At 71.8% G+C, this 26578-nt stretch carries 21 protein-coding genes and 1 riboswitch; of the genes, 11 read left to right on the top strand and 10 right to left on the bottom strand.

Annotated elements, in window-relative coordinates:
- Positions 1-26 precede the first annotated feature (26 nt).
- Positions 27-1412 carry a serine hydrolase domain-containing protein gene (locus ACH4E8_RS23500; protein ID WP_398451184.1) on the top strand — a complete coding sequence of 462 codons (1386 nt, stop codon included), beginning with the start codon at positions 27-29 and terminating at the stop codon, positions 1410-1412.
- Positions 1413-1522: 110 nt separating this feature from the next.
- Here the strand turns inward: ACH4E8_RS23500 and ACH4E8_RS23495 are convergent, their stop codons facing one another.
- The 6 genes from ACH4E8_RS23495 to ACH4E8_RS23470 all read right to left on the bottom strand — a co-directional run bounded on the left by ACH4E8_RS23495 (position 1523) and on the right by ACH4E8_RS23470 (position 6530).
- Complete coding sequence (locus tag ACH4E8_RS23495) at positions 1523-1975, bottom strand: GNAT family N-acetyltransferase (RefSeq protein WP_398451182.1); 453 nt, start codon at positions 1973-1975, stop codon at positions 1523-1525.
- Between the two features lie 148 nt (positions 1976-2123).
- Positions 2124-2981 (bottom strand): GNAT family N-acetyltransferase, encoded by an 858-nt coding sequence (locus tag ACH4E8_RS23490; protein ID WP_398451180.1) that lies wholly within the window; start codon positions 2979-2981, stop codon positions 2124-2126.
- A gap of 5 nt (positions 2982-2986) precedes the next feature.
- Positions 2987-3532 carry a DUF2269 domain-containing protein gene (locus ACH4E8_RS23485; protein ID WP_398451179.1) on the bottom strand — a complete coding sequence of 182 codons (546 nt, stop codon included), beginning with the start codon at positions 3530-3532 and terminating at the stop codon, positions 2987-2989.
- A gap of 191 nt (positions 3533-3723) precedes the next feature.
- Positions 3724-4203, bottom strand: a complete 480-nt coding sequence (locus ACH4E8_RS23480) for an NUDIX domain-containing protein (protein ID WP_398451177.1) — start codon at positions 4201-4203, stop codon at positions 3724-3726.
- A gap of 94 nt (positions 4204-4297) precedes the next feature.
- Entirely contained in the window at positions 4298-5188 is an 891-nt protein-coding gene (locus ACH4E8_RS23475) for a LysR family transcriptional regulator (RefSeq protein ID WP_398451175.1), read from the bottom strand.
- Between the two features lie 214 nt (positions 5189-5402).
- Positions 5403-6530, bottom strand: coding sequence for a cystathionine gamma-lyase (locus tag ACH4E8_RS23470; RefSeq protein ID WP_398451173.1), 1128 nt, complete (start codon positions 6528-6530; stop codon positions 5403-5405).
- Positions 6531-6736: 206 nt separating this feature from the next.
- Between ACH4E8_RS23470 and ACH4E8_RS23465 the strand changes: the two genes are divergently transcribed.
- From ACH4E8_RS23465 to ACH4E8_RS23450, 4 genes are all read left to right on the top strand, one after another.
- Positions 6737-7054 carry a cupin domain-containing protein gene (locus tag ACH4E8_RS23465; protein ID WP_398451171.1) on the top strand — a complete coding sequence of 106 codons (318 nt, stop codon included), beginning with the start codon at positions 6737-6739 and terminating at the stop codon, positions 7052-7054.
- A 198-nt stretch (positions 7055-7252) separates the two neighbouring features.
- Positions 7253-7471 (top strand): DUF5326 family protein, encoded by a 219-nt coding sequence (locus ACH4E8_RS23460; protein WP_398451169.1) that lies wholly within the window; start codon positions 7253-7255, stop codon positions 7469-7471.
- Between the two features lie 304 nt (positions 7472-7775).
- Positions 7776-8543, top strand: a complete 768-nt coding sequence (locus ACH4E8_RS23455; RefSeq protein ID WP_398451167.1) for an IclR family transcriptional regulator — start codon at positions 7776-7778, stop codon at positions 8541-8543.
- Positions 8544-8691: 148 nt separating this feature from the next.
- On the top strand, positions 8692-9129 hold the full coding sequence (locus ACH4E8_RS23450; protein WP_398451165.1) for an SsgA family sporulation/cell division regulator: 438 nt from the start codon (positions 8692-8694) through the stop codon (positions 9127-9129).
- A 73-nt stretch (positions 9130-9202) separates the two neighbouring features.
- Here the strand turns inward: ACH4E8_RS23450 and ACH4E8_RS23445 are convergent, their stop codons facing one another.
- Positions 9203-10588 carry a YibE/F family protein gene (locus tag ACH4E8_RS23445; RefSeq protein WP_398451163.1) on the bottom strand — a complete coding sequence of 462 codons (1386 nt, stop codon included), beginning with the start codon at positions 10586-10588 and terminating at the stop codon, positions 9203-9205.
- A gap of 71 nt (positions 10589-10659) precedes the next feature.
- A riboswitch (TPP riboswitch) is annotated at positions 10660-10832 on the top strand.
- Between ACH4E8_RS23445 and thiC the strand changes: the two genes are divergently transcribed.
- Entirely contained in the window at positions 10827-12620 is a 1794-nt protein-coding gene (gene thiC / locus ACH4E8_RS23440; RefSeq protein WP_398451161.1) for a phosphomethylpyrimidine synthase ThiC, read from the top strand. (Overlaps the previous riboswitch by 6 nt.)
- A 365-nt stretch (positions 12621-12985) precedes the next feature.
- On the opposite strand, the gene ACH4E8_RS23435 is transcribed toward thiC, so the two are convergent.
- The 3 genes from ACH4E8_RS23435 to ACH4E8_RS23425 all read right to left on the bottom strand — a co-directional run bounded on the left by ACH4E8_RS23435 (position 12986) and on the right by ACH4E8_RS23425 (position 16495).
- Complete coding sequence (locus ACH4E8_RS23435; protein ID WP_398451159.1) at positions 12986-13804, bottom strand: hypothetical protein; 819 nt, start codon at positions 13802-13804, stop codon at positions 12986-12988.
- 147 nt (positions 13805-13951) lie between these two features.
- A complete protein-coding gene (locus ACH4E8_RS23430) occupies positions 13952-15163 on the bottom strand; it encodes a metallophosphoesterase (protein ID WP_398451157.1) in 1212 nt (403 codons plus the stop codon).
- Between the two features lie 219 nt (positions 15164-15382).
- The gene (locus ACH4E8_RS23425; RefSeq protein ID WP_361536233.1) at positions 15383-16495 is read right to left on the bottom strand and encodes a LacI family DNA-binding transcriptional regulator; all 1113 of its coding nucleotides are present in this window, start codon (positions 16493-16495) and stop codon (positions 15383-15385) included.
- 380 nt (positions 16496-16875) lie between these two features.
- On the opposite strand from ACH4E8_RS23425, the gene hisC reads away from it, so the two are divergent.
- The 5 genes from hisC (at position 16876) to ACH4E8_RS23400 (ending at position 26478) form a co-directional block, all read left to right on the top strand.
- Positions 16876-17955, top strand: a complete 1080-nt coding sequence (gene hisC / locus ACH4E8_RS23420; RefSeq protein ID WP_398451155.1) for a histidinol-phosphate transaminase — start codon at positions 16876-16878, stop codon at positions 17953-17955.
- A 291-nt stretch (positions 17956-18246) separates the two neighbouring features.
- Positions 18247-19755, top strand: coding sequence for a cytochrome ubiquinol oxidase subunit I (locus ACH4E8_RS23415; protein WP_398451153.1), 1509 nt, complete (start codon positions 18247-18249; stop codon positions 19753-19755).
- A 22-nt stretch (positions 19756-19777) separates the two neighbouring features.
- Complete coding sequence (gene cydB / locus ACH4E8_RS23410) at positions 19778-20779, top strand: cytochrome d ubiquinol oxidase subunit II (RefSeq protein ID WP_398451151.1); 1002 nt, start codon at positions 19778-19780, stop codon at positions 20777-20779.
- Positions 20780-20857: 78 nt separating this feature from the next.
- A complete protein-coding gene (gene cydD, locus ACH4E8_RS23405) occupies positions 20858-24502 on the top strand; it encodes a thiol reductant ABC exporter subunit CydD (protein WP_398451149.1) in 3645 nt (1214 codons plus the stop codon).
- Positions 24503-24570: 68 nt separating this feature from the next.
- A complete protein-coding gene (locus ACH4E8_RS23400) occupies positions 24571-26478 on the top strand; it encodes a GAF domain-containing sensor histidine kinase (protein ID WP_398451147.1) in 1908 nt (635 codons plus the stop codon).
- The last annotated feature ends 100 nt before the right edge of the window (positions 26479-26578 follow it).

The raw sequence follows: 26578 nt of genomic DNA, 5'->3' as shown, positions 1-26578 counted from the left end.
GTACAGCGGTGAGATAGACCTGTGGCATGACCTCATCCCTGTCGGAGCGGCTGCTCCCCACCACAGAACGCGCCCTGCTGCACCACGTCGCCACCGCTCAGACGGAGGGGCGCACGCCCGCCCTCGTCGCCGGGGTCGCCCGGGAGGGGCGGCTCGTGTGGAGCGCCGCCCGCTCCGCCGCCGAAGGCGACGCGCAGAACGCCGACACCCAGTACCGCATCGGTTCGATCACCAAGACCTTCACCGCCGTGCTGGTGATGAGGCTGCGCGACGAAGGGCTGCTCGACCTCGAAGACCCCCTGGAGAAGCACCTGCCGGACACCGGAGTCGGGGAGGTGACGATCGCCCAGCTCCTCGGCCACAGCGCCGGTCTGGGCGCCGAGACGCCGGCTCCCTGGTGGGAGCGGACCCCGGCCGCGCTGCGGCCCGGGCTCGCGGACGTCCTGGGCGATGACCCGGGCAAGCACCCCGTCGGCCGCCGCTTCCACTACTCCAACCCCGGCTACACCCTCCTCGGTTCGCTGGTGGAGGCGGTGCGCGGGGAGTCGTGGGCCGAGGTGCTGGAGCGCGAGGTCCTCCGGCCGCTGGGCCTGGAGCGCACGGGCGTACGGCCCGTGGCCCCGTACGCGGAGGGCTGGGCGGTGCACCCGTGGGCCGACGCCCTGCTGCCCGAACCGGTCGAGGACCTCGGGCTGATGGCCCCGGCCGGTCAGATGTGGTCGACCGTGGGCGACCTCTGCCGCTTCGGCGCCTTCCTCGCCGAGGGCGACGAGCGGGTGCTGAGCGCGGCGTCCGTACGGGAGATGGCGGTGCCCGCCGCGCCCCTGGAGGCCGGTGAGTGGGGCAGCACCTACGGGCTCGGGCTCCAGGTCTTCCAGATCGACGGGCGCACCTTGATCGGGCACTTCGGTTCGCTGCCCGGATTCGTCGCCGGGCTGTTGGTGAGCCCGGCGGACGGGGTCGTCGCCGCGGCCCTCGCCAACGCCACCTCGGGGCCCCAGCCCTGGGCCGTCACGGCCGAACTCGTACGGATCGTGGCGGAGGCCGAGCCGCGGCTCCCCGCGCCCTGGCGACCGCTGCCGGAGGTCGACCCGGAGCTGCTGGCGCTCACCGGGACCTGGTACTGGGGGACCAAGCCGTACGGGCTGCGGCTGCACCCCGAGCGGGAGGTGGAGCTCCAGCCGCTGAACGACTACGGCCGCGGGGCCCGGTTCGCTCCCCGGGCCGACGGCACGTGGATCGGCCGGAACGGGTACTACGCGGGGGAGACGCTGCGCGTGGTGCGCCGGGACGACGGCTCGGTCCGGCATCTGGACCTGGCGTCGTTCGTCTTCACCCGGGAGCCCTACGAGCCGGACGCGGGCGTACCCGGCGGGGTCGACCCGGAGGGCTGGCGGGGGCTCGCGCACTGACGCTCCGGCGGGCCGTTCGCGGGTGCCGTGTCGGGCGGAGTGCCATGTTTCACGTGAAACACGGCACTCCACCCGATGTCGATCTCGTACGCCAGAGAGACTCAGAGGCGTCAGAGGGAGAGCTTGAAGCCGACGTGCGAGGCTTCGAAGCCGAGCCGCTCGTAGAAGCGATGGGCGTCCTTGCGGGTGGCGTCCGAGGTCAACTGGACCAACTGGCAATCCAGCCGGCGGGACTCCTCGACGGCCCACTCGATCAGCCGGCTTCCCAGCCCGCTGCCGCGCTCGTCGGCGTGGACGCGGACGCCCTCGATGACGGAGCGGGTGGCACCGCGTCGGGACAGCCCCGGGATGACGGTGAGTTGCAGCGTGCCGACGACGCGCCCTTCGCGTACGGCCACCATGAGGTGCTGGTGAGGATCGGCCGCCAGGCGCTCGAAGGCGGTGCGGTACGGGGCGAGGTCGTCCGGGGACTCCCGCTGGGCGCCCAGCGGATCATCGGCGAGCATCGCCACGATGGCCGGGATGTCGGTGGTCGCTGCGGGGCGTATCTCCAGGTCGCTCATGGTCCGCAGGGTACGCGGGGACGCTCGGCGGCCCGCTGGTCCCCGCCCGTCGGGCCGCCGCCCCAGAAGCCGGTCGGACCCTCAAGCCCGCCAGAACCTCAAGCCGGTCAGCCCCTCAAGTCCGTCGGTCCGTCAGCCCGTCAGCCCGTCAGCCCGTCGCCAGGGAGAGCGGGGCGAAGCAGCGCCGCCAGTCGCCCGGGAGTTCGCCGCCGCCGTGGGTCATGGTGACCGTGGCGCCGACCGACTCCAGACCGCTCTCCCGCACCCAGTCCAGCACCTCCTTGTGGCGGACGTCGACGTGCATCCGGAGCGGTTCGGCCGTGCTGCGGGCGAGCGACGCGATGAGGGCCCGGGCCGTGCGGCTGTCCCGTGCGGTGACCGGGGCGATGGTGGAGCTGGCGCCCGGCCAACTCGCCGCGTAGCCGACGAGTGCGCCGTCCTCCTCCGCCACCCACATCTGGTCGACGGCGGCGGGCAGCCGCGTGATCATCGACGTGCGGTCCACCCCGAAGCACTCGGCGTCCAGCCGGACGACCTCCGGGATGTCCTCGGCCATCGCCCGCCGTGTGACGAGGCCCGCCGGTGCGTCCACCGCCGCGTCACGGAGCCGTCCGTGGAACTGCTCGACCCGTCCGACCTCGATGAACCCCAGCCTCTGGTAGACGGGTTGGCCGTACGCGGTCGCGTACAGCAGTAGTTGGGTCTGGTCGGCGGCCGCCAGCGCATGACGCATCAGCCGGCTGCCGAAGCCCTGCCGCTCGTACGCGGTGGCGACCAGCAGCTTGCCGACGGCGGCGAGCCGAGGGCCGTAGGACGTCACCACGTAGCAGGCCGCCAGCCCCTTCCCCGCGGGGTCGTCGATGCCGAATCCGGTGCCCGCCGCCAGCAGCAGTCCCCACCCGCCCTCGTCGCGCGCCCAGCCCCGCTCCTCGGAGAGGTCGGCGCAGAGAGTGAGGTCGTCCCTGGTGAGGCGGCGGATGGGTAGCTCGGGCAGCGCTGTCGACATAGGGGTCAGACTGTCTGCCTCGGTGATCGCTCGTCCAGTGTTTTCCTGGAACTGATCTCGGCCCGCAACCGTCGGCCGCGGCGGGTCGGACCCCAGGGCTTGAGGATCGAGACCACGGTCATGAACAGATACGCGCTCAAGGAGACGATCGGGCCGGCCACCAGATCCGTGGGGGAGGCCAGGGCGGCGTTCTCGGAGACGGTCTCCACCGCCTCGTTGACTCCGGGCCGCAGGGCGAAGACCGAGGCGGTGACGGTGCCCAGGGTGAGCCAGAACTTGATCACCACCCAGCGGTGCCGGGCCAGCCCCCAGGGCGTGCCCACTGCGAGCACGAGCCCGCTGAGCAGCGTCAGCAGCGCGAGCGGAAGCACCAGCCAGTCCGTGAACACCTTCATCGACCGGACGGCGGCGCCGACCGTGGTGGTGGACTCGGTGGTGAGCGCCGTGACGGCCAGGGCGAGCAGACCGAGGGTGAGTCCGAGCCAGCCGGCCGCCGCACAGACGTGGACGACGAGAAGGCTCCGGCGTACCGGGCGTTTGAGTGGTTTCACGTGAAACACCGTGCCGCGGACGTCCCGCTCATCGCGTCCGACAGCGGGAGTAACCGCCCGTACGAGCCTCGGCGTACGCATGACCGGGCCCGCTGCTCCACCAGGAGGCCGCGCTCCGGCCAGCGGGTCGGGGCGCAGGTGGGCCGCGGGCCGGGGTTCGGCCGGGGCCGTACCTCAGCCCGGTCCGGGGTTCAGCCCAAGTCGGGCGCGTGCATCGCCCGTACCCCTTCGATGTTGCCGTCGAGGTAGTGCCGCAGGGAGAGCGGTACGAGATGGACCCCGGCGATGCCCATCCGGCTGAAGGGCACCCGGACGATCTCGTACGTCCCTATGGGGTCGTCGACCTCGGGGCCGTGTCGACGGGAGGGATCCATGGACGCCAGCCGGCAGACGAAGAAGTGCTGGACCTTCACTCCGGTCACGCCGCCGCCCGCGATGTGCTCCACGGTGTCGACGAAGCAAGGGACCACATCGGTGATCTTGGCACCCAGTTCCTCGTCCACCTCGCGGTGCAGGGCGTCGACGACGGTGGCGTCCTCGGGCTCCACGCCGCCGCCCGGCGTCAGCCAGTACGGATCGACGCCGGGTTTGGTCCGCTTGATCAGGATCAGATCGTTGCCGTCGAGCAGAATGGCGCGTGCGGTGCGCTTGACCACGGGCCGTTCGGTCATGTCTGGACCATGGCCCGTGCCGACCGCTCTGAAACTCCCGGAGCACTCGGTCGTCCCGCGGTCGCGCGGGGTCACCGCCCGTCGACGGGGACGGTCACCACTCGTGGGCGGCGCGCATCAGCCACTCGTGGGCCCGGGCGATGTGCGGCAGGGCGAGCGTCCCGGTGCGCACCGCGAGGAAGTACGTGCGCAGCGGTGGGACCGGCGGGTCGAGCAGCGCCACCACCCGGCCGTCCCTCAGGGCGTCCTCGCACAGATAGCGCGGCAGCACGGCCAGCCCGGCGCCGGAGGCCGCGGTCTCCAGCACGGCGCGCAGATCGGGCACGATCACCGTCCCCGCGGCGGCGGGCCGGGACTCGAAGACGGCGGACCAGTAGCGCGAGACCAGGGGCAGCGACTCGTGCACCTCGACCACCGGCAGCTGTTCCAGCACCACGTGCCCGCCGCGCAGCACGTCGGGGCCCAGCCGGGCCGCCCAGCGCGGGGAGGCCACCAGCACGTGTTCCTCGTCGCAGAGCGGAGTCGAGGTCAGCAGTTTGCCGCGCGGTCGGGCGGTGGTGATGGCCAGATCGTGGTGTCCGGCGGCCAGCCCGTCCATCGCGGCCTCGGCGTTCCCGAACGACGCGCGCAGGGCGAGCCCTTGGGCTATCAGCGGGGTGAGGGCGGGCAGCGCCCGTATCGAGGTGAATTCCGGGGGCCCCACGAGGTGCAGGGTGCGGACGCCGGACTCCTCGTCCAGCCTCGCTTCGGTGATCTCCACCAGGGCGTCCAGGTGGGGCGCCGCACGATGGGCCAACTCGTCCCCGATGGTGGTGGGGGTGACGCCCCTGGCCTGGCGCAGGAACAGCGGTTTCCCGAGTTGTCGCTCCAGCGTGCGTATCTGACCGGTCACCGCGGGCTGGGAGAGCCCGAGGAGAGCGGCTGCGCGGGTGAACGAACCGGCCCGGTGCACCGTGACGAAGGTGCGCAGCAGCGCCAGATCCATGCCGAGCGCCTCCTGACCGACTGCATCCGTTGACGACGATGTCCGCGGACCGGACAACTATAAATAAGTCGATAGGTTGCTGTCGCTACTGTGATTGGACACTGACGCAGAGTCAACTAGCCTTGTTCGGGCGGTTCTTCGGGGGGATGAACCGGGGCGGTCCGAGCCATGAGGGGGGAGGTTCGGACCGCCCGTCCCGCATGCCGCGACACGGCTACGCCGCTGCTTCGTCCAGCGCGCGCAGCACGTCGGCGATCAGGTCTTCGGTGTCCTCCGCACCGGCGGACAGCCGGATGAAGCCCGCCGGCACCGCGTCCCCGCCCCAGCGCCCGCGCCGTTCCGCCGAGGAGCGCACCCCGCCGAAGCTGGTGGCGTCGTCGACCAGCCGCAGCGCGTCGAGGAAGCGCTCCGCGTGCTCGCGGTCGGGCAGCACGAACGAGAGCACGCCGCCGTACCGACGCATCTGCGCGGTGGCGAGGCGGTACGAGGGGTCGTCCACGAGGCCGGGGTAGCGCAGCCCCGTCACCTCCGGCCGGCCGCCCAACGCCCGGGCGAGGGCCAGCGCGTTCGCGCACTGGCGCTCGATCCGCAGGTGCAGCGTGGCCAACGAGCGGTGCGCCAACCAGGTCTCCATCGGGCCGGGGATCGCCCCGACGACCTTCCGCCAGTGCCGCACGCCGGCCGCCAGCTCCGGGTCCCGGCAGGTCACATGGCCGAGCAGGAGATCTCCGTGGCCGGTCATGCCCTTGGTGTCGCTGGCGACGGAGTAGTCGGCGCCCAGCGACAGCGGCCGCTGGGCGAGCGGGGTCGCCAGGGTGTTGTCCACGGCGACCAGCGTTCCCTGCGCGTGCGCGGCGGCGACGAGCCGGCGCACGTCGCACACGTCCAGCTCGGGGTTGGACGGGGTCTCGATCCACAGCAGGTCGGCGCCGTCCAGCGCCGCGAGCTGGGCGTCGCCGCCGGTCCGCGCGGTCCTGACCTCGATCCCGTACGCCTCCAACTGCTCGCGCACCAGCGGCAGGGCCTGGTAGCCGTCGCTGGGCAGCACCGCGGTGTCGCCGGCGCGCAGCCGGGAGAAGAGGACGGCGGAGATCGCGGCCATCCCGGAGGAGAAGACCACCGTCTCCACGGCCTCGCCCGGCGCCTCCAGTTCCCCGATGGCCTGTTCCAGATGGGTCCAGGTCGGGTTGGTGTCGCGGCCGTAGGTGTACGGGCCGGTCGGCTCGCCGGGCAGGTGGTAGTGGGCGGCGAAGACGGGGCCCGGGAGGGGCGGCTCGTACTTCACCGGCTTGGGGAGCCCTGCCCGTACGGCCCTCGTACCGTCGCCGATGCCCTCGTCCATGGCCCGTCACGCTCCTCTCGTCGCTCTGACGTCACTGTGCGCCCGCGCGCTCCTGCGCCATACTGCGCGACGGCGCCGCCGAACGGACAGCCGGGGCGCCCTCCGGTACCCCCTCCCGGTGCCCCCGTGGCCCGTCTTGACGGCGCTTGCCTTCCTGTGTCTGATCGTGGCTGACGTGATCGGACACGACAGCAGGGCGGAGCACGATGAAGGCATTCCGGCTGGACGAACTGGAAGCGGAACGGGCCGCGAACGACGGTGCGTACCTCCAGTTCCTGCGGGAGCGGAACATGTCGGTCGGGTTGTACGCGCTCGACGCGGGCACCGCCGACCCCCAGCAGCCCCACCGCCAGGACGAGGTGTACTTCGTGGTGAGCGGTCGCGCCTCGATCACCGTCGGCATGGAGACCACCGCGGTGGCGCGCGGCAGCGTGATCTACGTTCCGGCCGGAGTGGCGCACAAGTTCCACCACATCACCGAGGACCTACGGGTGCTGGTGGTCTTCTCTCCTCCGGAGAGCTGAGGCGCCCCTCCGGGATGCCCTAAGGGACGGGTCAGGGGAGATCAAGGGCCACGGGCCGCCCGTGCCGCCCCCGGTCCGCCTAGCATCGAAGGGGACAGTGGAGACGGCAGTGCCCGAGGACAGCGGCGCTGCCACCGAGCGAAACGGCAGTTGTCGAGTAGCAGCGGCAGCGCCCGAGTGGGAAAGGCAGGGACGACGATGGCGGTACGGGAGATCTTCGCCGGTTTGCCGTGGTGGGTGAAGTGGATCGCGCTCCCGCTGGTAGCGCTCGCGGTCTTCGGCGGCCTGATAGCGAACGTCGTCGGCTTCGTGATCGGTCTGCTCTTCAAGATGCTGGCGTTCGTCGCCCTCATCGGCGGACTCATCTTTGTCGTACGGAAGTTCAAGGGATCATCGAACTCCCGCGGGGACTGGTAACCACTGCGCGGTACAGCTTTAACCCAGGCGAGGGAACCCGGAGCCAACGCAGGGCCTAGTTGGTTGAATGGCCACTACAGTGGCAGTCCGCCGCTGGGCACCCGGTTTCACCACCCCTAGTGCGCCCTGTTGTGCGCCCACGAGCGCTCCCCCGTGAGGGGGGACGGGGGAACCCGGGCGGCCCGGCACGGCGGATCCACGGGGACGGCCCCCGCGGGCGGGCGAGTCGCCCGTCACCATGTTCTGGGGGTGATTCGTGGCCACGGCGGCGAGCGAGGGTGCTCCCCCCACCCTGATCACATCCGTGCAGCGGGCGCTCAGGCTGCTGGAGGCGGCCTCCCGTCATCCGGCCGGCGCGCCCGCGAAGGTGCTGGCCCGACAGGCCCGCCTCCCCCTGCCCACCGCGTACCACCTGCTGCGCACCCTGGCGCACGAGGGGTATCTGCGCCGGGAGAAGGGGGTGTTCGTGCTCGGGGACGCCCTGGATCGGCTGGGTCCGGTGGGCGGGGCGGTGCAGCACCGTCGCGACGAGCTCGAAGGTTCGCTGGAGCACTGGCGGGACGCGATCGGCGTGCCCGTCTACTTCGCGGTCTACCGCGAGGGCGAGATCGACATCACCGGCATCGCCGACGCACCGCACGCCCCCGCCGTCCGCGAGTGGGCCGAATTCCGTGCGACCGGCCATGCGCACGCCCTCGGGCAGTGCCTGCTCGGCCAACTCGACGACGCGGCCCTCCTCGACCACCTCGACCGCTACCCCGTGCGCCCCCTGACGCCGCACTCCGTACCGGACCGGCGCGCCCTGCTGGACCGGCTCGCGACGAGGGGTTGCGCGGACCCCGTGATCGAGCGGCAGGAGTACGCGGTCGGCACGGTCTGCGCCGCCATCCCCATCGCCACCGGCGCCGGCTCCGCCACCGGGCCCAGCTCCGACTGCGACTCCGACGTCGCCGCGGCGATGGCGATATCGCTGCCGCTCGATCAGGAGGAACGATTGCTCCCGGCGATCGAGCAACTGAGGACGGGGATAGGCCGTTTGCTGGGTTCCCTCGCCTCCTCTATCAGTATCTGAAAAATCACTCCTTGTAGTCCTCTGGTCGCATACAGCACGATTGTGGGAAGAGGCTCAGGGGTATCCTTCCTGACCCGTTTTCTGCTGACTTCATCCAGAAGGCTGCCAACCAGGCCCGATCCGGGCCTCCTTCACTGCGGGGTACACGATGCGCGACGAGTCGGTCCAGGCCGAGGTCCTGATGAACTTCCTTGTCTCCGAGGAGCTCTCGTTCCGGATCCCGGTGGAGCTCCGCTACGAGATCGAGGATCCGTACGCCGTGCGGATGACCTTCCACCTGCCCGGCGACGCCCCGGTGACCTGGGCGTTCAGCCGTGACCTGCTGCTCGACGGCATCGTCGGACCGAGCGGGGACGGCGACGTGCACATCGCCCCGATGGGCCCCGGCGAACTCGCCGACCTGGGCATCCGGCTCCAGGTCGGCGGGGACTGCGCGCTCTTCCAGGTCAGCGCCGCCCCCGTGGTCGCCTTCCTGGACCGCACCGACCGACTGGTCCCGCTCGGTCAGGAGCGGGCCTTCGGCGACTTCGACACCGACCTGGAACAGGTGCTCAGGTCCATCCTCACCGGGGAGAACGCCGGCTGACCGGCCCGCGCCGCCCCCTCGCCCGGCTGGCCGGGCCGCGCCGTCGCTCCTTCGGGCCGACCGGCCCGCGCAGCTACTTCTTGCGGCGCCGGCCCCGGCCCGAACCACGGCTCGCGGGCACCGCCGCCCCACCCGCCTGCGGACGGTCGGCGGAGACCACCAGCGCCGCGAGCGCGGTGGTCACCGGGACCGAAGCGACCAGTCCGATCGACCCCACGAGGGTCCGGACGATCTCCTCCGCCACCAACTCGCTGTTGGCGACCGTCGCCACCCCGCTCTGCGCGATGGTGAAGAGCAGCAACAACGGCAGCGCGGCACCCGCGTAGGCGAGCACCAACGTGTTCACCACGGAGGCGATGTGGTCGCGACCGATCCGGATGGCCGCGCGGTACAGCGCCCGCGGCCCCATCCCCGGATCGGCCTGCCGCAACTCCCACACGGCCGAGGTCTGGGTGACCGTCACGTCGTCGAGCACCCCGAGCGAGCCGATGATGACGCCCGCCAGCAGCAGACCGCTCATGTCGATCTCCGGATAGAGACCGTGGATCAGACCGGTGTTGTCGTCGGTGTTGCCCGACAGCACCGCCCACTCGATGAAGATCGAACCGAGCAGCCCGATCAACAGCAGCGAGATCAGCGTCCCGAGGACCGCGACCGAGGTGCGCGCCGTCAGCCCGTGACACATGTAGAGCGCGATCAGCATGATGGCGCTCGCCCCGACCACCGCGACGACCAGCGGGTTGGACCCCTCCAAGATCGCCGGCAGGATGAACAGCGTCAGTACGGCGAACGAGATCACCAGCGCAATCAGCGCCATCACCCCGCGCATCCGCCCCACCAGCACCACCGCGAGGGCGAAGATCCCGGCCACCACCGCCAGCGGAACCTTCCGGTTCACGTCGATGACGGCGTACTGAAGGTCCGGCGGCGCGTCCGGCGCGTACGCCACCACCACCTCCTGCCCCTTCTCCAACTGCCGCACCGCGTCGGGCTGGACGATCTCCGCGAAGGCGCGGCCCTTGTGCTGGCCGGAGTCGATCGTGATGGTGGCCTTCTTGCACTCGCCCTGCTGCGCGGCGATCGCCTCGCGGCCCTGGGGCGTGCTGGCGTCGCCGGTCGGCGGCACCTGGGCGGAGTTCACGGACTTGCAGTCGATCCGCTCGATCCGGGTCACCGTGGCCTGTTCGGTCTGTCGGTCGAAGCCCACGCCGGTGCGCTCGTGGCCGGGCGCCGAGCCGGGCCAGAGGATGGCGAGACCCACGACGACCGCCGTGGCGAAAGGGATCAGCACCGCGGCGATGACCCGGCGCAGATGCCGCGAGACGGGCGCGGCGGGCCCGTGCCCGTGGCTGTGTCCGTGTCCGTGGCCGTGTCCAGGGCCGTGTTGGTGGCCGTGTTCATGGCCGGGCGCGGGCTGGGGAGCAGGACCCTGCTGGGGGCCGGGCGGTGGTGAGGTCACCGACCGATCATCGCAAGAACGGCAGGGGCCCCCTGGCCAGCACGCCAGAAATGACGCTAGCGTGGTGCCACCTTTGCACACGCGGGAGCTCGGAGCACCGGGCTGAGAGGGCGCTGACCTCCGTAGACGTACTGCAGGGCCGATCGCGAAAGCGCCGGCACGCCACACGTCCCGGACACCGCTGCGTCGACCGCCGAACCTGTTACCGGGTAATGCCGGCGTAGGGAGTAGGTCTTCCATGACCGTTCAGGACGCACGCACGCCTGCCGTCGAACCCGCTGTCGACGGCGAGCGCACACCGGGCTGGCACAAGGCGTACGTCGGGGGTTCCCGCCCCGACCTGCGGGTGCCGGTCCGTCAGGTGCACCTCACCAACGGCCGGGACGTGACGCTGTACGACACCTCCGGCCCGTACACCGACCCCACCGTCGAGACCGACGTGCGCCGCGGTCTGGTCCCGCTGCGCGAGAGCTGGATCGTCGCCCGCGGCGACACCGAGGAGTACGCGGGCCGCCCCGTTCGCCCCGAGGACGACGGGATCAAGCACACCTCGCCCCGCGGCGGGCTGCGCAACCTCGACGCGGTCTTCCCCGGGCGCCCGCGCCAGCCGCGCCGCGGCCGGGACGGCCGGCCGGTGACCCAACTCGCCTACGCCCGCCGCGGCGAGATCACCCCCGAGATGGAGTTCGTCGCCCTGCGGGAGAACGTCTCCCCCGAGGTCGTGCGGGAGGAGATCGCGGCCGGCCGCGCCGTGCTGCCGGCCAACGTCAACCACCCGGAGATCGAGCCGATGATCATCGGCAAGCGGTTCCTGGTGAAGGTCAACGCCAACATCGGCAACTCCGCCGTGACCTCCTCCATCGAGGAGGAGGTGGAGAAGATGACCTGGGCCACCCGCTGGGGCGCCGACACCGTCATGGACCTGTCCACCGGCCGCAACATCCACACCACCCGGGAGTGGGTGCTGCGCAACTCCCCCGTGCCGATCGGCACCGTGCCGCTGTACCAGGCGCTGGAGAAGGTCGACGGCAAGGCCGAGGAGCTGACCTGGGAGATCTACAAGGACACCGTGATCGAGCAGGCCGAGCAGGGCGTCGACTACATGACGGTGCACGCCGGCGTACTGCTGCGGTACGTGCCGCTCACCGCCCGCCGCAAGACCGGCATCGTCTCCCGCGGCGGCTCGATCATGGCCGCCTGGTGCCTGGCGCACCACAAGGAGTCGTTCCTGTACGAGCACTTCGAGGAGCTGTGCGAGATCCTCGCCGCGTACGACGTGACGTACTCCCTCGGTGACGGGCTGCGGCCCGGCTCCATCGCGGACGCCAACGACGAGGCGCAGTTCGCCGAGCTGAAGACGCTCGGCGAGCTCAACAAGATCGCCAAGCGGATGAACGTGCAGACCATGATCGAGGGCCCCGGTCACGTGCCCATGCACAAGATCAAGGAGAACATCGACCTCCAGCAGGAGATCTGCGAGGAGGCGCCGTTCTACACCCTCGGCCCGCTCACCACGGACGTGGCGCCGGCGTACGACCACATCACCTCCGGCATCGGCGCGGCGATGATCGCCTGGTGGGGCACGGCCATGCTCTGTTACGTGACGCCCAAGGAGCACCTGGGGCTGCCCAACCGGGACGACGTGAAGACCGGAGTGATCACGTACAAGATCGCGGCGCACGCGGCGGACCTCGCCAAGGGGCACCCGGGGGCGCAGGAGTGGGACGACGCGCTCTCCGACGCGCGGTTCGAGTTCCGCTGGGAGGACCAGTTCAACCTGGCGCTCGACCCGGACACCGCACGGGAGTTCCACGACGAGACGCTGCCGGCCGAGCCGGCGAAGACGGCGCACTTCTGCTCGATGTGCGGCCCGAAGTTCTGCTCGATGAAGATCAGCCAGTCCATCTCGGAGCAGTTCGGCGGGGCGGCGTCGGCGGACGCGACGGCGGAGGAGATCACCGAGGGGATGCTCCAGAAGTCCAAGGAGTTCGCGGCGAGCGGCAACAGGGTGTACCTGCCGATGGCCGAATGACCTGCACGCCGCCGACCGGGCCGACCGGTTGACTGGGCCGACCGGTCCACCGGTCGGCCCGACGGGCGTGGGGGGGGGGGGGGGGCGGCCCCCCCCCCCCCCCCCGCCGCCCCCCCCCCCCCCCGCCCCCCCCCCCGGGGGGCGGGGGGGGGCCCACCCCCGGGGGGCCCGCGGGGGGCGGGCGGCCCCCCGGGGGGCGCACCACCACCCCCCCCCCGGCGCCCCGCCCCCGCCCCCCCACCCGCCCCGCCCCCCCCGGGGCCGCCGGGTTGACGGGGCCGCCCGCCCCCCGGGGCGCCCCGACGGGCGTGGGGTGCGGCGCGCGCCGCACCCCCGTACCGCGACGTCGCCCCGACACCGCGCGGTCACTCCGGGCGGTTCTCGGGCCCCCCGAAGTCCGGGCTGGTGAAGTCGGGGCTGGTGAAGGTGGGCCGCTGCCCCGCCGACTTGCCCTCGCTCGGACTGGAGTAGTCCGGGCTGTCGTACCCCACCTTCGGCATCCGGGTCACCGGCCGCGGCGGCGCACCGGACACCGGGTCCACGGCCGGGTCCTCCAACGCGATCCGGAGGAACGGCAGGACGCCGCGCTCCAGCACCGCGTGGAGCCAGGCGTCCTTGGCGCGCGCCACCTCGTCGGGGAGTTCGTTCGACAACTCCTCCGCCGGCAGTTGCGTAGCGCTGTTGCGCAGCGCGGTGCGCAACAGGCCGACCCCCGCGTACAGGATCGCCGCCGCGGTGAGGGCGGCGAAGAACCAGCCGGCCGACACCAGGGCCTGGGCGAACGACGGCGGCGGGTCGAGCATCTTGAGGACGTACCCGACCAGCAGGAACAGCAGCGCGGCGATGCCGGCGAGGACCGGGGCGAGCACCGCGACCACGGCCGCGAAGCCGGCGCCGCTGCCGTCGCCGGCGACGTGGATCCTGGGCCGGTCCCGGTCGCCCGCGGCGGTCGGCGAGCGGGCCTCTTCGCGGATCCTGACGTAGTGCTCGTACTCGGGCGCGGCGGAGGCGGTGATCAGCGCCGTGGCGTTCAGCGCCATCGTGCGCAGCTGTGCCGCGTTCAGGCGTTGCCCCACGGTGGCGAGATCGGGCCGCTCATGGGCGTTGCGCAGGGCGTCTTCGAGGAGGCGCTCGAACTCGGCGCGGTCCTCGTTCTGTAGGTGCGGAGCGCTGTTCATGTGCATCCCCCGATGCTCCGTAAGGCCGGAACCACCCGTACCGGACGGGCGATTGGGCGTTGGTGGAGGAGTGCCTGCGTCGGACAAGCCGATGGTAGAGCGGTTACGGCACGGAGTGACAGGGGTTGAGATAAAACGCGTACCCGGCTTGCGTCAGGCGGGTAGCGGAAGCTGGACGACCAGCAGCTTTCCGGCCATCGTCACACCGCCGTCCATGGCGATCGCCAACCCGTCCGCGTACACGTGCGGCCCCTCGACCACGGGGCGGTCCCCGTCCTCGCCGTCCTCCGTGCCGACCTCGCCGAGCAGATACGGAATGGGGCTGTGACCGTGCACGATCCGGTTGCCGCCGTACGCGGAGAGCAGCTCGCGCACCGCGAGCGGGCCCGCCTCCTCGTCCCGGAAGGCGAACCGCTTGGTCATCTTGCGGAAGAGGTCCCAGCACTCGTCGGCGTCGTTGCGGGTGAGGATCTCGTGGACGGTGTCGTTCACGTCCTCGATGGTCTCGCCGTACTCCAGGTACGCGGTGGTGTCGGAGTGCAGCAGCAGGTGGCCGTCCTCCTCGACGACGGCGTCCAGCCGGGACATCCACTGGAGGTGGACGTCCTGGAGCCGGTCCATGTCGTTCTTCTGGCCGCCGTTGAGCAGCCAGGCCGCCTGGAAGGTGGCGGTGCCGGCGCCGGAGTTGACCGGGGTGTCGGAGAACCGCTTGGCGCCGAGGAGCAGCAGTTCGTGGTTGCCCATCAGGGCCTTGCAGTAGCCGCCGGCGGCGGCGGCCTCGGCGGAGAGCCGCATCACCAGGTCGATGACGCCGATGCCGTCGGGGCCGCGGTCGGTGAAGTCGCCGAGGAACCAGAGGCGGGTGTTGCCGGCGGCCCACTTGCCGTCGGCGTCGATCAGGCCCTGGGCGGCGAGGGCGGCGACGAGTTCGTCGAGGTAGCCGTGGACGTCGCCGACGACGTACAGCGGGCCGGGGCCCTCGGCTGCGGGCGCGGCGGCGGCGGTCGCGCCGGGCTGGAGCTGGACGGTGAGGTCGTCGGGCCTGCTGCGGCTGATGACCGGGAGGTCGCGCTCGGTGGGGGTGTAGCCCTCCGGCAGCTCGTCGTCGGGCAGGGCGTTGCCGGGGTGGTCTCCCGGGTGGGAGGCGTGGGGCGGGTGCTCCGCGTACGGCTGGGGCTCGCCGTAGCTCGGTGACTCCTGCTGCGGATCTTGCTGCTGCGGTTCCTGTTGCTGCGGTTCCTGTTGCGCTTGCGGTTCGGGAGGCGATGCCTCCGACTGAACGGGTACCTGTGCGTACGGCGGAACGCGGAAATCGCGCAACGTCGCCGTACGCACCACGGGTCCCTGACCGGCCCCCTGAGTCATCGACCCCTCCACCACCGTCGCGCCGCCGTTCACCTTTCGGCCCAGCCTGGTCGGGGTGGTCCGCGGTGTCGTGCGCCCATCATAGGAATGAGGTCCGCGCTGTGTGACGCACCAGGGGTGGTGAATCCAGCCGCACCCCTGACACGTCGGCTGTTTCGCCCCAATAGGGCCCTAATTGGGGACGCTCGGCGGATCCCGATTCCTCCGGTTGCTGAGGACCTAGTCCGGTGACGGGGAGCGCGGCGCGCTCACGGTCGTCCGCGGGGAGCGGCGCTGTGAGGACGTCCGGATGATCAACTCCGTTGGTATCACCTGCTCGACCGGCCGGTCCTCGTCGATCCCCTCGATGGCGTCGATCAGGAGTTGGACGACCGCCGTGCCGATTCGGCGCGGCTTGAGGGAGAGCGTGGTGATGGGCGGCTCGGTGGTGGCGTACACCGTCGACTCGCTGCAGCAGACCAGCAGCAGGTCGTCGGGGACGCGCAGGCCGTAGCGGCGGGCCGCGGCGAGCAGGTCGGTGCCGTTGGGGTCGAAGAGTCCGTAGACGGCGTCCGGCCGGTCCGGACGGGCGAGCAGCCGGTCGGCTGCGACGGCGCCCGCGCACGGGTCGTGGGCCGGGTACGACTCGTACACCGGGTCCTGGCCGACGCGCTCGCACCAGCTCAGGTAGGCGGTGGTGGAGAGCCGGGTGTAGGTGTCCGTGGTGGTGCCGGTGAGCAGGCCGATGCGGCGGGCGCCGGCGTCGGCGAGGTGGTCCAGCAGGTCGAGGACGGCGGCCTCGTGGTCGTTGTCGACCCAGGCCGTGACCGGGAGGGTGCCGGCGGGGCGGCCGTCGGAGACGACGGGCAGGCCCTGGCGCACCAGCTCGGTGACGACGGGGTCGTGGTCGGAGGGGTCGATGACGACGGTGCCGTCCAGTGCGACGTTCGACCAGACGTCGTGGCGCGAAGTCGCCGGGAGGATGACGAGGGCGTAGCCGCGGGCGAGCGCGGCGGAGGTCGCGGCCCGCGCCATCTCGGCGAAGTAGGCGAACTCGGTGAAGGTGAAAGGTTCATCCCCGTACGTGGTGACGGTCAGGCCGATGAGGCCCGACTTGCCCGTACGGAGGGTGCGGGCTGCCGCCGACGGGCGGTAACCGAGCCGGTCGGCCACTTCGCGGACGTGTCTGCGGGTGGCGTCCGGGAGGCGGCCCTTTCCGTTCAGCGCGTCCGAGACGGTCGTGATGGAGACACCGGCGGCGGCGGCGACGTCTCGAATGCCCGCCCGACCTTGCCGGCTTCCCCGGCGGGATGTGTCCGTCCGGCTCACCTGGTGCTTCCCTGCTGCTGTCATGGCGAGCCGATATTAGGGCTCACGTGGGGGGTCGGGCCGCTCGTGCTGTCAGTCGTTGACAGGCACGATTCTGCATGATCATAAACCATGAACTGCCTTGGAAAATAAGGGACTTGGTGGCCGACTACAGGTCGGGTGCGGTGTTCTACGGGCCTGACCTGCCGAAGGATCGCCATGCCTGGGAGGTCGCAACTCACCTCTACGGGGGACGCGCGACACGGAGCGAACCGCAGGCGCGCGCCCGGAAAACGAGCGCTCCCCCTCCTCGGGTGCGGTCCGCGGTGACCTTCGCAGCGGAGTCGAATCCTCATAAGGTGAGGAGCATTGGTTGCCGGACGGGTTTCCGGGCAACGGTCGGACGGTCGAGGAGAGGACCTGCGGTGAGCGAGACGAGCCCGAAGTTGCGCGCCGAGCTGGACGGCATCCCCACCTACAAGCCGGGCAGGCCCGCGGCCGCCGGCGGCCCCGTCGGGTACAAGCTGTCGTCCAACGAGAACCCCTATCCGCCGCTGCCCGGCGTGCTGGAGGACGTGCTCGCCGCGGCGCACGAGTTCAACCGCTACCCGGACATGGCGTGCACCTCGCTGATGGAGGAGCTGTCGAACCGCTTCGGGGTGCCCGTCACCCACCTGGCGACCGGGACGGGGTCGGTCGGGATCGCGCAGCAGTTGGTCCAGTCGACCGCCGGCCCGGGCGACGAGGTGATGTACGCGTGGCGCTCCTTCGAGGCGTACCCGATCGTCACGCAGATCAGCGGGGCGACGTCGGTGCAGGTGCCGCTGACCGCCGGGGACGTGCACGACCTGGACGCGATGGCCGACGCGATCACCGACCGGACCCGGCTGATCTTCGTCTGCAACCCGAACAACCCGACCGGCACGGTGGTGCGCCGGGCGGCGCTGGAACGGTTCCTCGACCGGGTGCCCTCGGACGTCCTGGTGGTCCTGGACGAGGCGTACCGGGAGTTCATCCGGGACGCCGAGGTGCCGGACGGCGTGGAGCTCTACCGGGACCGGCCCAATGTGGCGGTGCTGCGGACGTTCTCCAAGGCGTACGGGCTGGCGGGGCTGCGGGTGGGCTTCGCGATCGCCCACGAGCCGGTGGCGGAGGCGCTGCGCAAGACGGCGGTGCCGTTCGGCGTGACGCAGCTCGCGCAGAACGCCGCGGTGGCTTCGCTGCGGGCCGAGGACGAGCTGCTGGGGCGGGTCGGGGCGCTGGTGTGCGAGCGGACACGGGTGTACGACTGCCTGGTCAAGCAGGGGTGGACGGTGCCGCAGACCCAGGCGAACTTCGTCTGGCTGCGGCTCGGGGAGCGGACGGCGGACTTCGCGGCGGCGTGCGAGCGGGCCGGGGTGACGGTGCGGCCGTTCCCGGGCGAGGGGGTGCGGATCACGATCGGGGAGCCGGAGGCCAACGATCTGTTCCTGCACGTGGCGGAGGTCTTCCACCGGGAGGTGTGACGCCGGCCCGCCCTCGGCGGGCCCACTCCTGATGGCGGCCTGACGGCTTCGCGGTGGCCCGGGTTCCCGGTGGGGACCCGGGCCACCGCTGTGTTTCCGAGCAGGTGCGCTCTAGCCTCCGGGCGGCGGTCGCGTCAAGAGGTACCCCCCGGTCATCAGTCCGGATTTCGTATGAGACATAATCTCATGTGAATGTGAACGCTTTCACAAGCGTGTCTCGTTCGTCCCGCAATGAGCGGGATTAACCAGGCAAACTGCCGATCGACCTCGTCGATGTAAGGAGATGACGACGTGGACTTGGCTCTGGCGCCGGAGACCTTGGCGCGATGGCAGTTCGGCATCACGACCGTGTATCACTTCCTCTTCGTACCGCTGACGATCTCCCTCGCCGCCCTCACCGCGGGGCTCCAGACCGCCTGGGTCCGGACGAACAAGGAGAAGTACCTCAAGGCGACCAAGTTCTGGGGCAAGCTCTTCCTGATCAACATCGCCATGGGTGTCGTCACCGGCATCGTGCAGGAGTTCCAGTTCGGCATGAACTGGTCCGACTACTCCCGCTTCGTCGGCGACATCTTCGGCGCCCCGCTCGCCTTCGAAGCGCTGATCGCCTTCTTCTTCGAGTCCACCTTCATCGGGCTGTGGATCTTCGGCTGGGACAAGCTGCCGAAGAAGATCCACCTGGCCTGCATCTGGATGGTCTCGATCGGCACCGTGCTCTCCGCGTACTTCATCCTGGCCGCCAACTCCTGGATGCAGCACCCGGTCGGCTACCGCATCAACGAGCAGCGCGGCCGGGCCGAGCTGACCGACTTCTGGAAGGTGCTGTCGCAGGACACCGCCGTCACCCAGTTCTTCCACACCATCACCGCCGCCTTCCTCGTCGGCGGCGCGTTCATGGTCGGCATCGCCGCGTACCACCTGGCCCGCAAGAAGCACGTGCCGGTGATGCGCACCTCGCTGCGGCTCGGCCTGGTGACCGTGATCGCGGCCGGACTGCTCACCGCGGTCAGCGGCGACTTCCTCGGCAAGGTGATGTTCAAGCAGCAGCCGATGAAGATGGCCGCCGCCGAGGCCCTGTGGGACGGCGAGGCGCCGGCTCCGTTCTCCCTCTTCGCCTACGGGGACGTGGACAAGGGGCACAACGAGGTCGCGCTGGAGATCCCGGGGATACTGTCCTTCCTCGCCAACGGCGACTTCGACTCGTACGTCCCCGGCATCAACGACGTCAACAAGGCGGAGCAGGAGAAGTACGGGCCCGGCGACTACCGGCCCAACATCCCGGTCGCCTACTGGGGCTTCCGCTGGATGATCGGCTTCGGCATGGCGTCCTTCGCCATCGGACTGCTGGGGCTCTGGCTGACCCGCAAGAAGTTCCTGCTGCCGCCGGCGCTGCGGACCGGTGAGGACGAAGTGCCGAACCTGGTGCTCTTCCGGAAGAAGCCCCTGGGCGCCCGCTTCAGCCGCTGGTACTGGATCGTCGCGCTGTGGACCATGACCTTCCCGCTGATCGCCACCTCCTGGGGCTGGATCTTCACCGAGATGGGCCGGCAGCCGTGGGTCGTCTACGGAGTGCTGCGCACCGAGGACGCGGTCTCCCCCGGGGTCTCCCAGGGCGAGGTGCTCACCTCGATGATCATCTTCACCCTGCTCTACGCGGTGCTCGCCGTGATCGAGGTCAAGCTGCTGGTGAAGTACGTCAAGCTCGGCCCGCCCGAGCTGACGGAGGCCGACCTCAACCCGCCCAAGAAGATCGGCGGCGACGATCGTGACGCCGACCGGCCGATGGCCTTCTCGTACTGAGGCCGCAAGGAGCTGCTGAGGCATGGAACTTCACGACGTCTGGTTCGTACTGATCGCCTTCCTGTGGATCGGCTACTTCTTCCTGGAGGGCTTCGACTTCGGGATCGGGGTGCTCACCAAGCTGCTGGCCCGGGACCGCAAGGAACGCCGCGTACTGATCAACACCATCGGCCCGGTGTGGGACGGCAACGAGGTGTGGCTGCTGTCCGCGGGCGGTGCGACCTTCGCCGCCTTCCCCGAGTGGTACGCCACCCTCTTCTCCGGCTTCTACCTGCCGCTGCTGGTGATCCTGTTCTGCTTGATCGTGCGCGGCGTCTCCTTCGAGTACCGCCACAAGCGGCCCGAGGAGCGCTGGCAGACCAACTGGGAGCACGCGATCTTCTGGACCTCGCTGATCCCCGCCTTCCTGTGGGGCGTCGCCTTCGGCAACATCGTGCGCGGCGTGAAGATCAACGGGGACATGGAGTACGTCGGCAACGTCGCCGACCTGCTGAACGCGTACTCGATCCTCGGCGGACTGGTGACGCTCACCCTCTTCACCTTCCACGGTGCGGTGTTCGCCGCGCTGAAGACGGTGGGGGACATCCGGGTACGGGCCAGGGCGCTCGCCACCAAGCTGGGCGTGCTCACCGCCGTGCTGGCGCTGGGCTTCCTGATCTGGACCCAGGTCTCCCGGGGTGACACCGGCAGCCTGGTCGCGATGATCGTCGCGGTCGCCGCGCTGGTGGTCGCCATCGCCACCAACATGGCCGGGCGCGAGGGCTGGTCCTTCGCGTTCTCCGGGGTGACCATCGTGGCCGCGGTCGCGATGCTCTTCCTCACGCTCTTCCCGAACGTGATGCCCTCCTCGCTGAACGACGCCTGGAGCCTGACCGTCACGAACGCCTCGTCGACCCCGTACACCCTGAAGATCATGACCTGGTGCGCCGGGATCGCCGCACCGCTGGTGATGCTCTACCAGGGCTGGACCTACTGGGTGTTCCGCAAGCGCATCGGCACGCAGCACATCGCCGACGCGCACTAGCTCGACCCGGGTCGGGGCCCGGACGCCGCGTTCGGGCCCCGCCACCTCCGCGCCCCACCCGCCTCTCGTCCGTAGGGGATGTTTCACGTGAAACCGATCGACCCGCGACTGCTGCGCTACGCCCGGACCACCCGTCGCTTCCTGATCGCGGTGGTGCTGCTCGGACTGGTCGGGGCGGCGCTGGTCATCGCCCAGGCGATGCTGATCGCCGAGATCGTGGTCGGGGCCTTCCAACGGGGGCTCTCGCTCTCGGACGTGCTCACCCCGCTGACGCTGTTGGCGGCCGTCGCGGTGGCCCGGGCCCTGGTCTCCTGGCTGACCGAACTCGCCGCCCACCGGGCGAGCGCGGCGGTCAAGTCGGAGCTGCGGGGACGGCTGCTGGAGCGGGCGACCGAGCTCGGCCCGGGATGGCTGAGCGGACAGCGCACCGGCTCCCTGATGGCGGTGGCGACCCGCGGCATCGACGCCCTGGACGACTACTTCGCCCGCTATCTGCCGCAGCTCGGACTCGCGGTCGTCGTGCCGGTCGCGGTGCTCGCCCGGGTGGTGACCGAGGACTGGGTCTCCGCGGCGATCATCGTGGGCACCCTGCCGCTGATTCCGATCTTCATGGTGCTGATCGGCTGGTACACCCAGACCCGGATGGACCGGCAGTGGCGGATGCTGTCCCGGCTGTCGGGCCACTTCCTCGACGTGGTCGCGGGGCTGCCCACCCTCAAGGTCTTCGGCCGGGCCAAGGCGCAGGCCGATTCGATCCGCTCCATCACCGCCGAGTACCGGCGGGCCACCATGCGGACGCTGCGGATCGCCTTCGTCTCCTCCTTCGCGCTGGAGCTGCTGTCCACCCTCTCCGTGGCCCTGGTCGCGGTCACCATCGGCATGCGGCTCGTCCACGGCGGCATGGACCTCTACACCGGGCTGGTCATCCTGATCCTGGCGCCCGAGGCGTACCTGCCGATCCGGATGGTGGGCACGCAGTACCACGCGGCCGCCGAAGGGCTCGCCGCCGCCGAGGAGATCTTCGAGGTGCTGGAGGAGGAGCCGCGCACCGCCGGCACCCGACCCGTACCGGCCGCGCTGCGGCTGGAGCTGGACGGCGTGACCGTACGGCACCCGGGGCGCACCGAGCCCTCGTTGGACGCCGCGTCCCTCACGGTGGCCGAGGGGGAGACCGTCGCCCTGGTCGGTCCCAGCGGCATCGGCAAGTCCACGCTCCTGGACGTGGTGCTCGGCTTCCGGGCGCCCGACGGGGGGCGGGTCAGCGTCGGCGGCGTCGACCTGGCGGAGCTGGATCCGGCGCGCTGGCGGGAGCGGATCGCCTGGGTGCCCCAGCGGCCGTACTTCTTCGCCGGCACGATCGCCGAGAACGTCCGGCTGGCCCGGCCGGACGCCGAGGACGCCGCGGTGGAGACGGCGCTGCGGCAGGCCGGGGCGTACGACTTCGTGGCCGCGCTCCCCGACGGCGTCGAGACCCCGCTCGGCGAGGACGGCGCCGGGCTCTCGGCCGGTCAGCGCCAGCGGCTGGCGCTCGCCCGGGCGTTCCTCGCGGACCGGCCGCTGCTGCTGCTGGACGAGCCGACGGCCGCGTTGGACGGCGAGACCGAGGAGGGCGTGGTGGCGGCGGTACGGCGGCTGGCGGCCGGCCGGACCGTGCTGCTGGTGGTGCACCGCCCCGCGCTGCTGGCGGTCGCGGACCGGGTCGTCACCCTGACCCGTACCTCTCCCGCCGCCGACGTCCCGGTGGCGGAGCCGGCGGAGGCCACCGCGCGGGAGCGGGCCGCCGTGCGCGCGGCGGGGCGCGGCGACCGGGTGGAGTGGCTGGAGGAGTCGTCCCGCCCGCAGGGAACCGCGCGGGCCACCGAAGACGCGGAGGACGCGAAGGACGCGGAAAGGTCCCAGGGGGGCGACGCGTACGACTTCGACCCCGCGGGTGTCGGCGAGCGGGTGCCGGTGCTCACCCGGGTGCGGCGCGCCGCCGAGCAGCAGCGGGGCCGCTTCTGGCTCGCCCTGTTGCTGGGCAGCCTGGCGCTGGCGTCGTCGGTGGGCCTGATGGCCGTCTCCGGCTGGCTGATCTCCCGGGCCTCCGAACAGCCGCCCGTGCTCTATCTGATGATGGCCGTCACCGCGACCCGCGCCTTCGGCATCGGCCGGGCCGTGTTCCGCTACGCGGAGCGCCTCGTGTCGCACGACGCCGTGCTGAGGATGCTCGGCGAACTGCGGGTCGCCGTCTACCGGCGCCTGGAGCGGATCGCCCCGGCCGGGCTGGGCGCCCGCCGCCGCGGCGACCTGCTGGCCCGGCTCGTCAACGACGTCGACGCGCTCCAGGACTACTGGCTGCGCTGGCTGCTGCCGGCCGGCTCCGCGGCCCTGGTCAGCGTGGCCGCCGTCGGGTTCACTGGTTGGCTGCTGCCGGAGGCCGCCGCGATCCTCGCGGTCGGGCTGCTCGCCGGCGGCCTCGCCGTACCGCTGCTCAGCGGTGCGCTCGCGCGACGGGCGGAACGCCAACTGGCGCCGGCCCGGGGCCGGCTCGCCGCCCGCACCGTCGACCTGCTGCGCGGCACCGCCGAGCTGACCGTCGCCGGGGCGCTCGGCTCCCGGCTCGCCGGCACGCGCGCCGCGGACCGGGAGCTGACCGGGATCGCGCAGCGCGGCGCCGCCGCCACCGCGCTCGGCGCCGGGCTGTCCGCCCTGGCCTGCGGGCTCACCGTGGTGGCCGCCGCGGCCGTCGGCGTCCAGGCGGTCCGCGACGGCCGGCTCGACGGGGTCAACCTCGCCGTCGTCGTCCTCACCCCCCTCGCCGCCTTCGAGGCGGTCACCGGCCTGACGCTGGCGGTGCAGTACCGGCAGCGGGTCAAGCGGAGCGCGGAGCGGGTGTACGAGGTGCTGGACGCGCCCGTGCCCGTACGCGAACCCGAGCAGCCGGCGGCGGCGCCGGACACGGCGTTCCCGCTGCGGCTGGCCGGGATCCACGCCCGGTACCCGGGACAGCGCCGGGACGCGCTCGACGGGCTGGACCTCACCGTCACCGCGGGCAAGCGGATCGCCGTCGTCGGCGCCTCCGGCTCCGGGAAGACCACGCTGGCACAGGTGCTGCTGCGCTTCCTGGACGCCCGGGACGGCACGTACGAGATCGGCGGCGTGCCCGCGGACCGGCTCGACGGGGACGCCGTGCGCGGCCTCGTCGGACTCTGCGCCCAGGACGCCCACATCTTCGACAGCTCGGTGCGGGAGAACCTGCGGATCGCCCGGACAGGGGCGAGCGAGGACGAACTTCGGCGGGCGCTCTCCGACGCCCGGCTGCTGGAGTGGGTCGACGCGCTGCCGCAGGGGCTGGACACCCTCGTGGGCGAGCACGGCGCCCGGCTCTCCGGCGGCCAGCGGCAGCGGCTCGCCCTGGCGCGGGCGCTGCTCGCGGGCTTCCCCGTGCTCGTACTCGACGAGCCGGCGGAGCACCTGGACGTGGCGACCGCGGACGCGCTGACGGCGGACCTGCTGGCGGCGACGGAGGAGCGCACCGCGCGGGGGGCCGCGACCGTGCTCATCACGCACCGGCTGCACGGGCTCGACGCCGTGGACGAGGTCGTCGTCCTGGCGGAGGGACGGGTCGTCCAGCGCGGTCCGTACGCCGAACTCGTCGCCGTGGACGGGCCGCTGCGCGCGATGATGGAGCGCGAGAAGTCGACGGACGCGGCGGCGGAACTGGTGGGGGCCGGCAGGGGCTGAGCCCCACGGCCCGGGCCGCCCGCGGAGCCGACTTTCCTCGCTAAATAGGAATTACTAGGCTCAAGGTCATGACAGTGCCCGAACCGAAGGACGCGGTGGAACCGACCGGATCCGGGGCGTCGCAAGGGGCGTCACAGGAGGCGCGGCAGGAGACGCCGCAGGGAGCGCCGCGGGGGGCGTCGGAGGAAGCCCGGAGACCCGGAGGGGCACCGGCGTCCGGAAGAACGGAGCAGGACGCAGGTCAGGACGCCGCCCCGGGGCCCGGTTCGGCTGCCGGGGCCGGCGCACGGGATCCGCTGGAGGCCGCCACCCGCGCCACCCGCAGCCTCCAGGGACTGTCCACCGAGCTCACCGCCCGGGTCCCCCAGCTCCTGGAGGCGATGCGCTCCGTCGGCACCGGCCTGGAGCTGCACACCACCCTGGACCGCATCTGCGAGACCGCGGCCGAGCTGGCCGACGCCCGCTACGCCGCGATCGGCGTCGTCGACGAGGAGGGCCGCGGCCTCTCCGACTTCGTCACCCACGGCATCGACGACGAGGTCGCCGCCCGGATCGGTCACCGCCCCGACGGCCACCGGGGACTGCTCGGCGCGCTGATCCACGACCCCGCACCGGTGATGCTCGCGGACCTGACGTCCGATCCGCGCGCCGCCGGCTTCCCGCCCGGCCATCCGCCGATGCGCACCTTCCTCGGCGTACCGATCCGCGTCCAGGGCGAGATCTTCGGCAACCTCTACCTCGCGGAGAAGCGGGGCGGGGCCGAGTTCAACGACGACGACCTCCACATGGTGCGCGTGCTCGCCACCGAAGCCGGCATCGCCATCGGCAACGCCCGGCTGTACGAGGCCGCCCGGCAGCGCGAACGCTGGATCGACGGCTCCGTCGCCGTCACCACCGCCCTGCTCTCCGGCGGGGACGCCGAGGACGCCCTGACCGTCGTCGCCGAACAGGCCCGCAGGCTCGCCGACTCCGCGGCCGGCATCGTGCTGCTCCCCGCCGACGAGGGCGGTCTGGAGATCGCCGCCGTCGCCTCCGACCAGCCCGCGACATTCCTGGGCGAGGTGATGCCGCCGGAGAGCCCGGTGATCGCGCAACTGCTCGCCGGGGAACCGGTCTTCGTCGCCGACGCGGCCAGCGACCCGCGGATCATCACCAAGGTCGCCGGGCGGTACGGGCCGTGCATGATGCTGCCGTTGCAGAGCGGTGGACGGGTGCTGGGGGCGCTCGCCACCCCGCGGCGACGCGGCGGGAAGCAGTTCACGGAGGCCGAGCGGACCCTCGCCAGCCAGTTCGCCTCGCAGGCCGCACTGGCGCTGATCATGGCGGAGGCGCAGCGCGACCGGGAACGGCTCGCCGTCTTCGAGGACCGCGACCGGATCGCCCGCGACCTGCACGACCTGGTCATCCAACGGCTGTTCGCGACCGGGCTCATGCTGGAGGGCGCCCAGCGCCGCTCGGTCGTGCCCGCGCTCCAGGACGGGGTCGGCAAGGCGGTCGACGAGTTGGACGTGACGATCCAGGAGATCCGTACGGCGATCTTCGCCCTCCAGCAGAGCCCGGCGGAGGCGCCGTCCGGGCTGCGGACGCGGGTGCTGCGCGAGATCAACATGGCGGCGGTGCCGCTGGGGTTCAAGCCGGGGCACCGGTTCGTGGGCGCGGTGGACGCGCTCGTCGGCGAACTCACCGGGAAGAACCTGATCGCGGCGCTGCGGGAGGCGCTGTCGAACGCGTTCCGGCACGCGGACGCCTCGCGCATCGAGGTCGTCGTGGACGCGACCGTACGGCTGCCGGACGGCACGGACGGCGTACGGCTGACGGTGGCCGACGACGGGGTCGGCATCCCGGACGGCGGCCGCCGCAGCGGCCTGCGCAACCTCGCGCGGCGGGCCGAGTCGCTGGGCGGGTCGAGCGCGTGCGGCCCGGGGATCGGGGCGGACGGACGGGGCACGACGGTGCGGTGGGAGGCCCCGCGGTAGGCCGTGCGGCGGGTTCGCCGTGCGGCGGGCTTGGTGGGTGCGGGTTCGCCGTGCGGCGGGCTGTGCTGTTGCGTCTGCGGACCGTGAGTGGCTGGTCGCG

Origin of the sequence: Streptomyces sp. NPDC017979 (assembly GCF_044328175.1) — a bacterium.
Classification (GTDB): domain Bacteria; phylum Actinomycetota; class Actinomycetes; order Streptomycetales; family Streptomycetaceae; genus Streptomyces.
The sequence above is the reverse complement of the archived record's forward strand: the minus strand, read 5'-3'. Positions and strand labels throughout refer to the sequence as shown.

Excerpts from the sequence above, each read along its gene's own strand:
- ACH4E8_RS23435 (WP_398451159.1), bottom strand. The coding sequence starts at position 13,804 with ATGCACATGAACAGCGCTCCGCACCTACAGAACGAGGACCGCGCCGAG.
- ACH4E8_RS23480 (WP_398451177.1), bottom strand. The coding sequence starts at position 4,203 with ATGACCGAACGGCCCGTGGTCAAGCGCACCGCACGCGCCATTCTGCTC.
- ACH4E8_RS23495 (WP_398451182.1), bottom strand. The coding sequence starts at position 1,975 with ATGAGCGACCTGGAGATACGCCCCGCAGCGACCACCGACATCCCGGCC.
- thiC (WP_398451161.1), top strand. The coding sequence starts at position 10,827 with ATGACCGTTCAGGACGCACGCACGCCTGCCGTCGAACCCGCTGTCGAC.
- cydD (WP_398451149.1), top strand. The coding sequence starts at position 20,858 with ATGTTTCACGTGAAACCGATCGACCCGCGACTGCTGCGCTACGCCCGG.
- ACH4E8_RS23450 (WP_398451165.1), top strand. The coding sequence starts at position 8,692 with ATGCGCGACGAGTCGGTCCAGGCCGAGGTCCTGATGAACTTCCTTGTC.
- ACH4E8_RS23475 (WP_398451175.1), bottom strand. The coding sequence starts at position 5,188 with ATGGATCTGGCGCTGCTGCGCACCTTCGTCACGGTGCACCGGGCCGGT.
- ACH4E8_RS23500 (WP_398451184.1), top strand. The coding sequence starts at position 27 with ATGACCTCATCCCTGTCGGAGCGGCTGCTCCCCACCACAGAACGCGCC.
- ACH4E8_RS23425 (WP_361536233.1), bottom strand. The coding sequence starts at position 16,495 with ATGACAGCAGCAGGGAAGCACCAGGTGAGCCGGACGGACACATCCCGC.
- cydB (WP_398451151.1), top strand. The coding sequence starts at position 19,778 with ATGGAACTTCACGACGTCTGGTTCGTACTGATCGCCTTCCTGTGGATC.
- ACH4E8_RS23465 (WP_398451171.1), top strand. The coding sequence starts at position 6,737 with ATGAAGGCATTCCGGCTGGACGAACTGGAAGCGGAACGGGCCGCGAAC.
- ACH4E8_RS23460 (WP_398451169.1), top strand. The coding sequence starts at position 7,253 with ATGGCGGTACGGGAGATCTTCGCCGGTTTGCCGTGGTGGGTGAAGTGG.
- ACH4E8_RS23470 (WP_398451173.1), bottom strand. The coding sequence starts at position 6,530 with ATGGACGAGGGCATCGGCGACGGTACGAGGGCCGTACGGGCAGGGCTC.
- ACH4E8_RS23430 (WP_398451157.1), bottom strand. The coding sequence starts at position 15,163 with ATGACTCAGGGGGCCGGTCAGGGACCCGTGGTGCGTACGGCGACGTTG.
- ACH4E8_RS23490 (WP_398451180.1), bottom strand. The coding sequence starts at position 2,981 with ATGTCGACAGCGCTGCCCGAGCTACCCATCCGCCGCCTCACCAGGGAC.
- ACH4E8_RS23400 (WP_398451147.1), top strand. The coding sequence starts at position 24,571 with ATGACAGTGCCCGAACCGAAGGACGCGGTGGAACCGACCGGATCCGGG.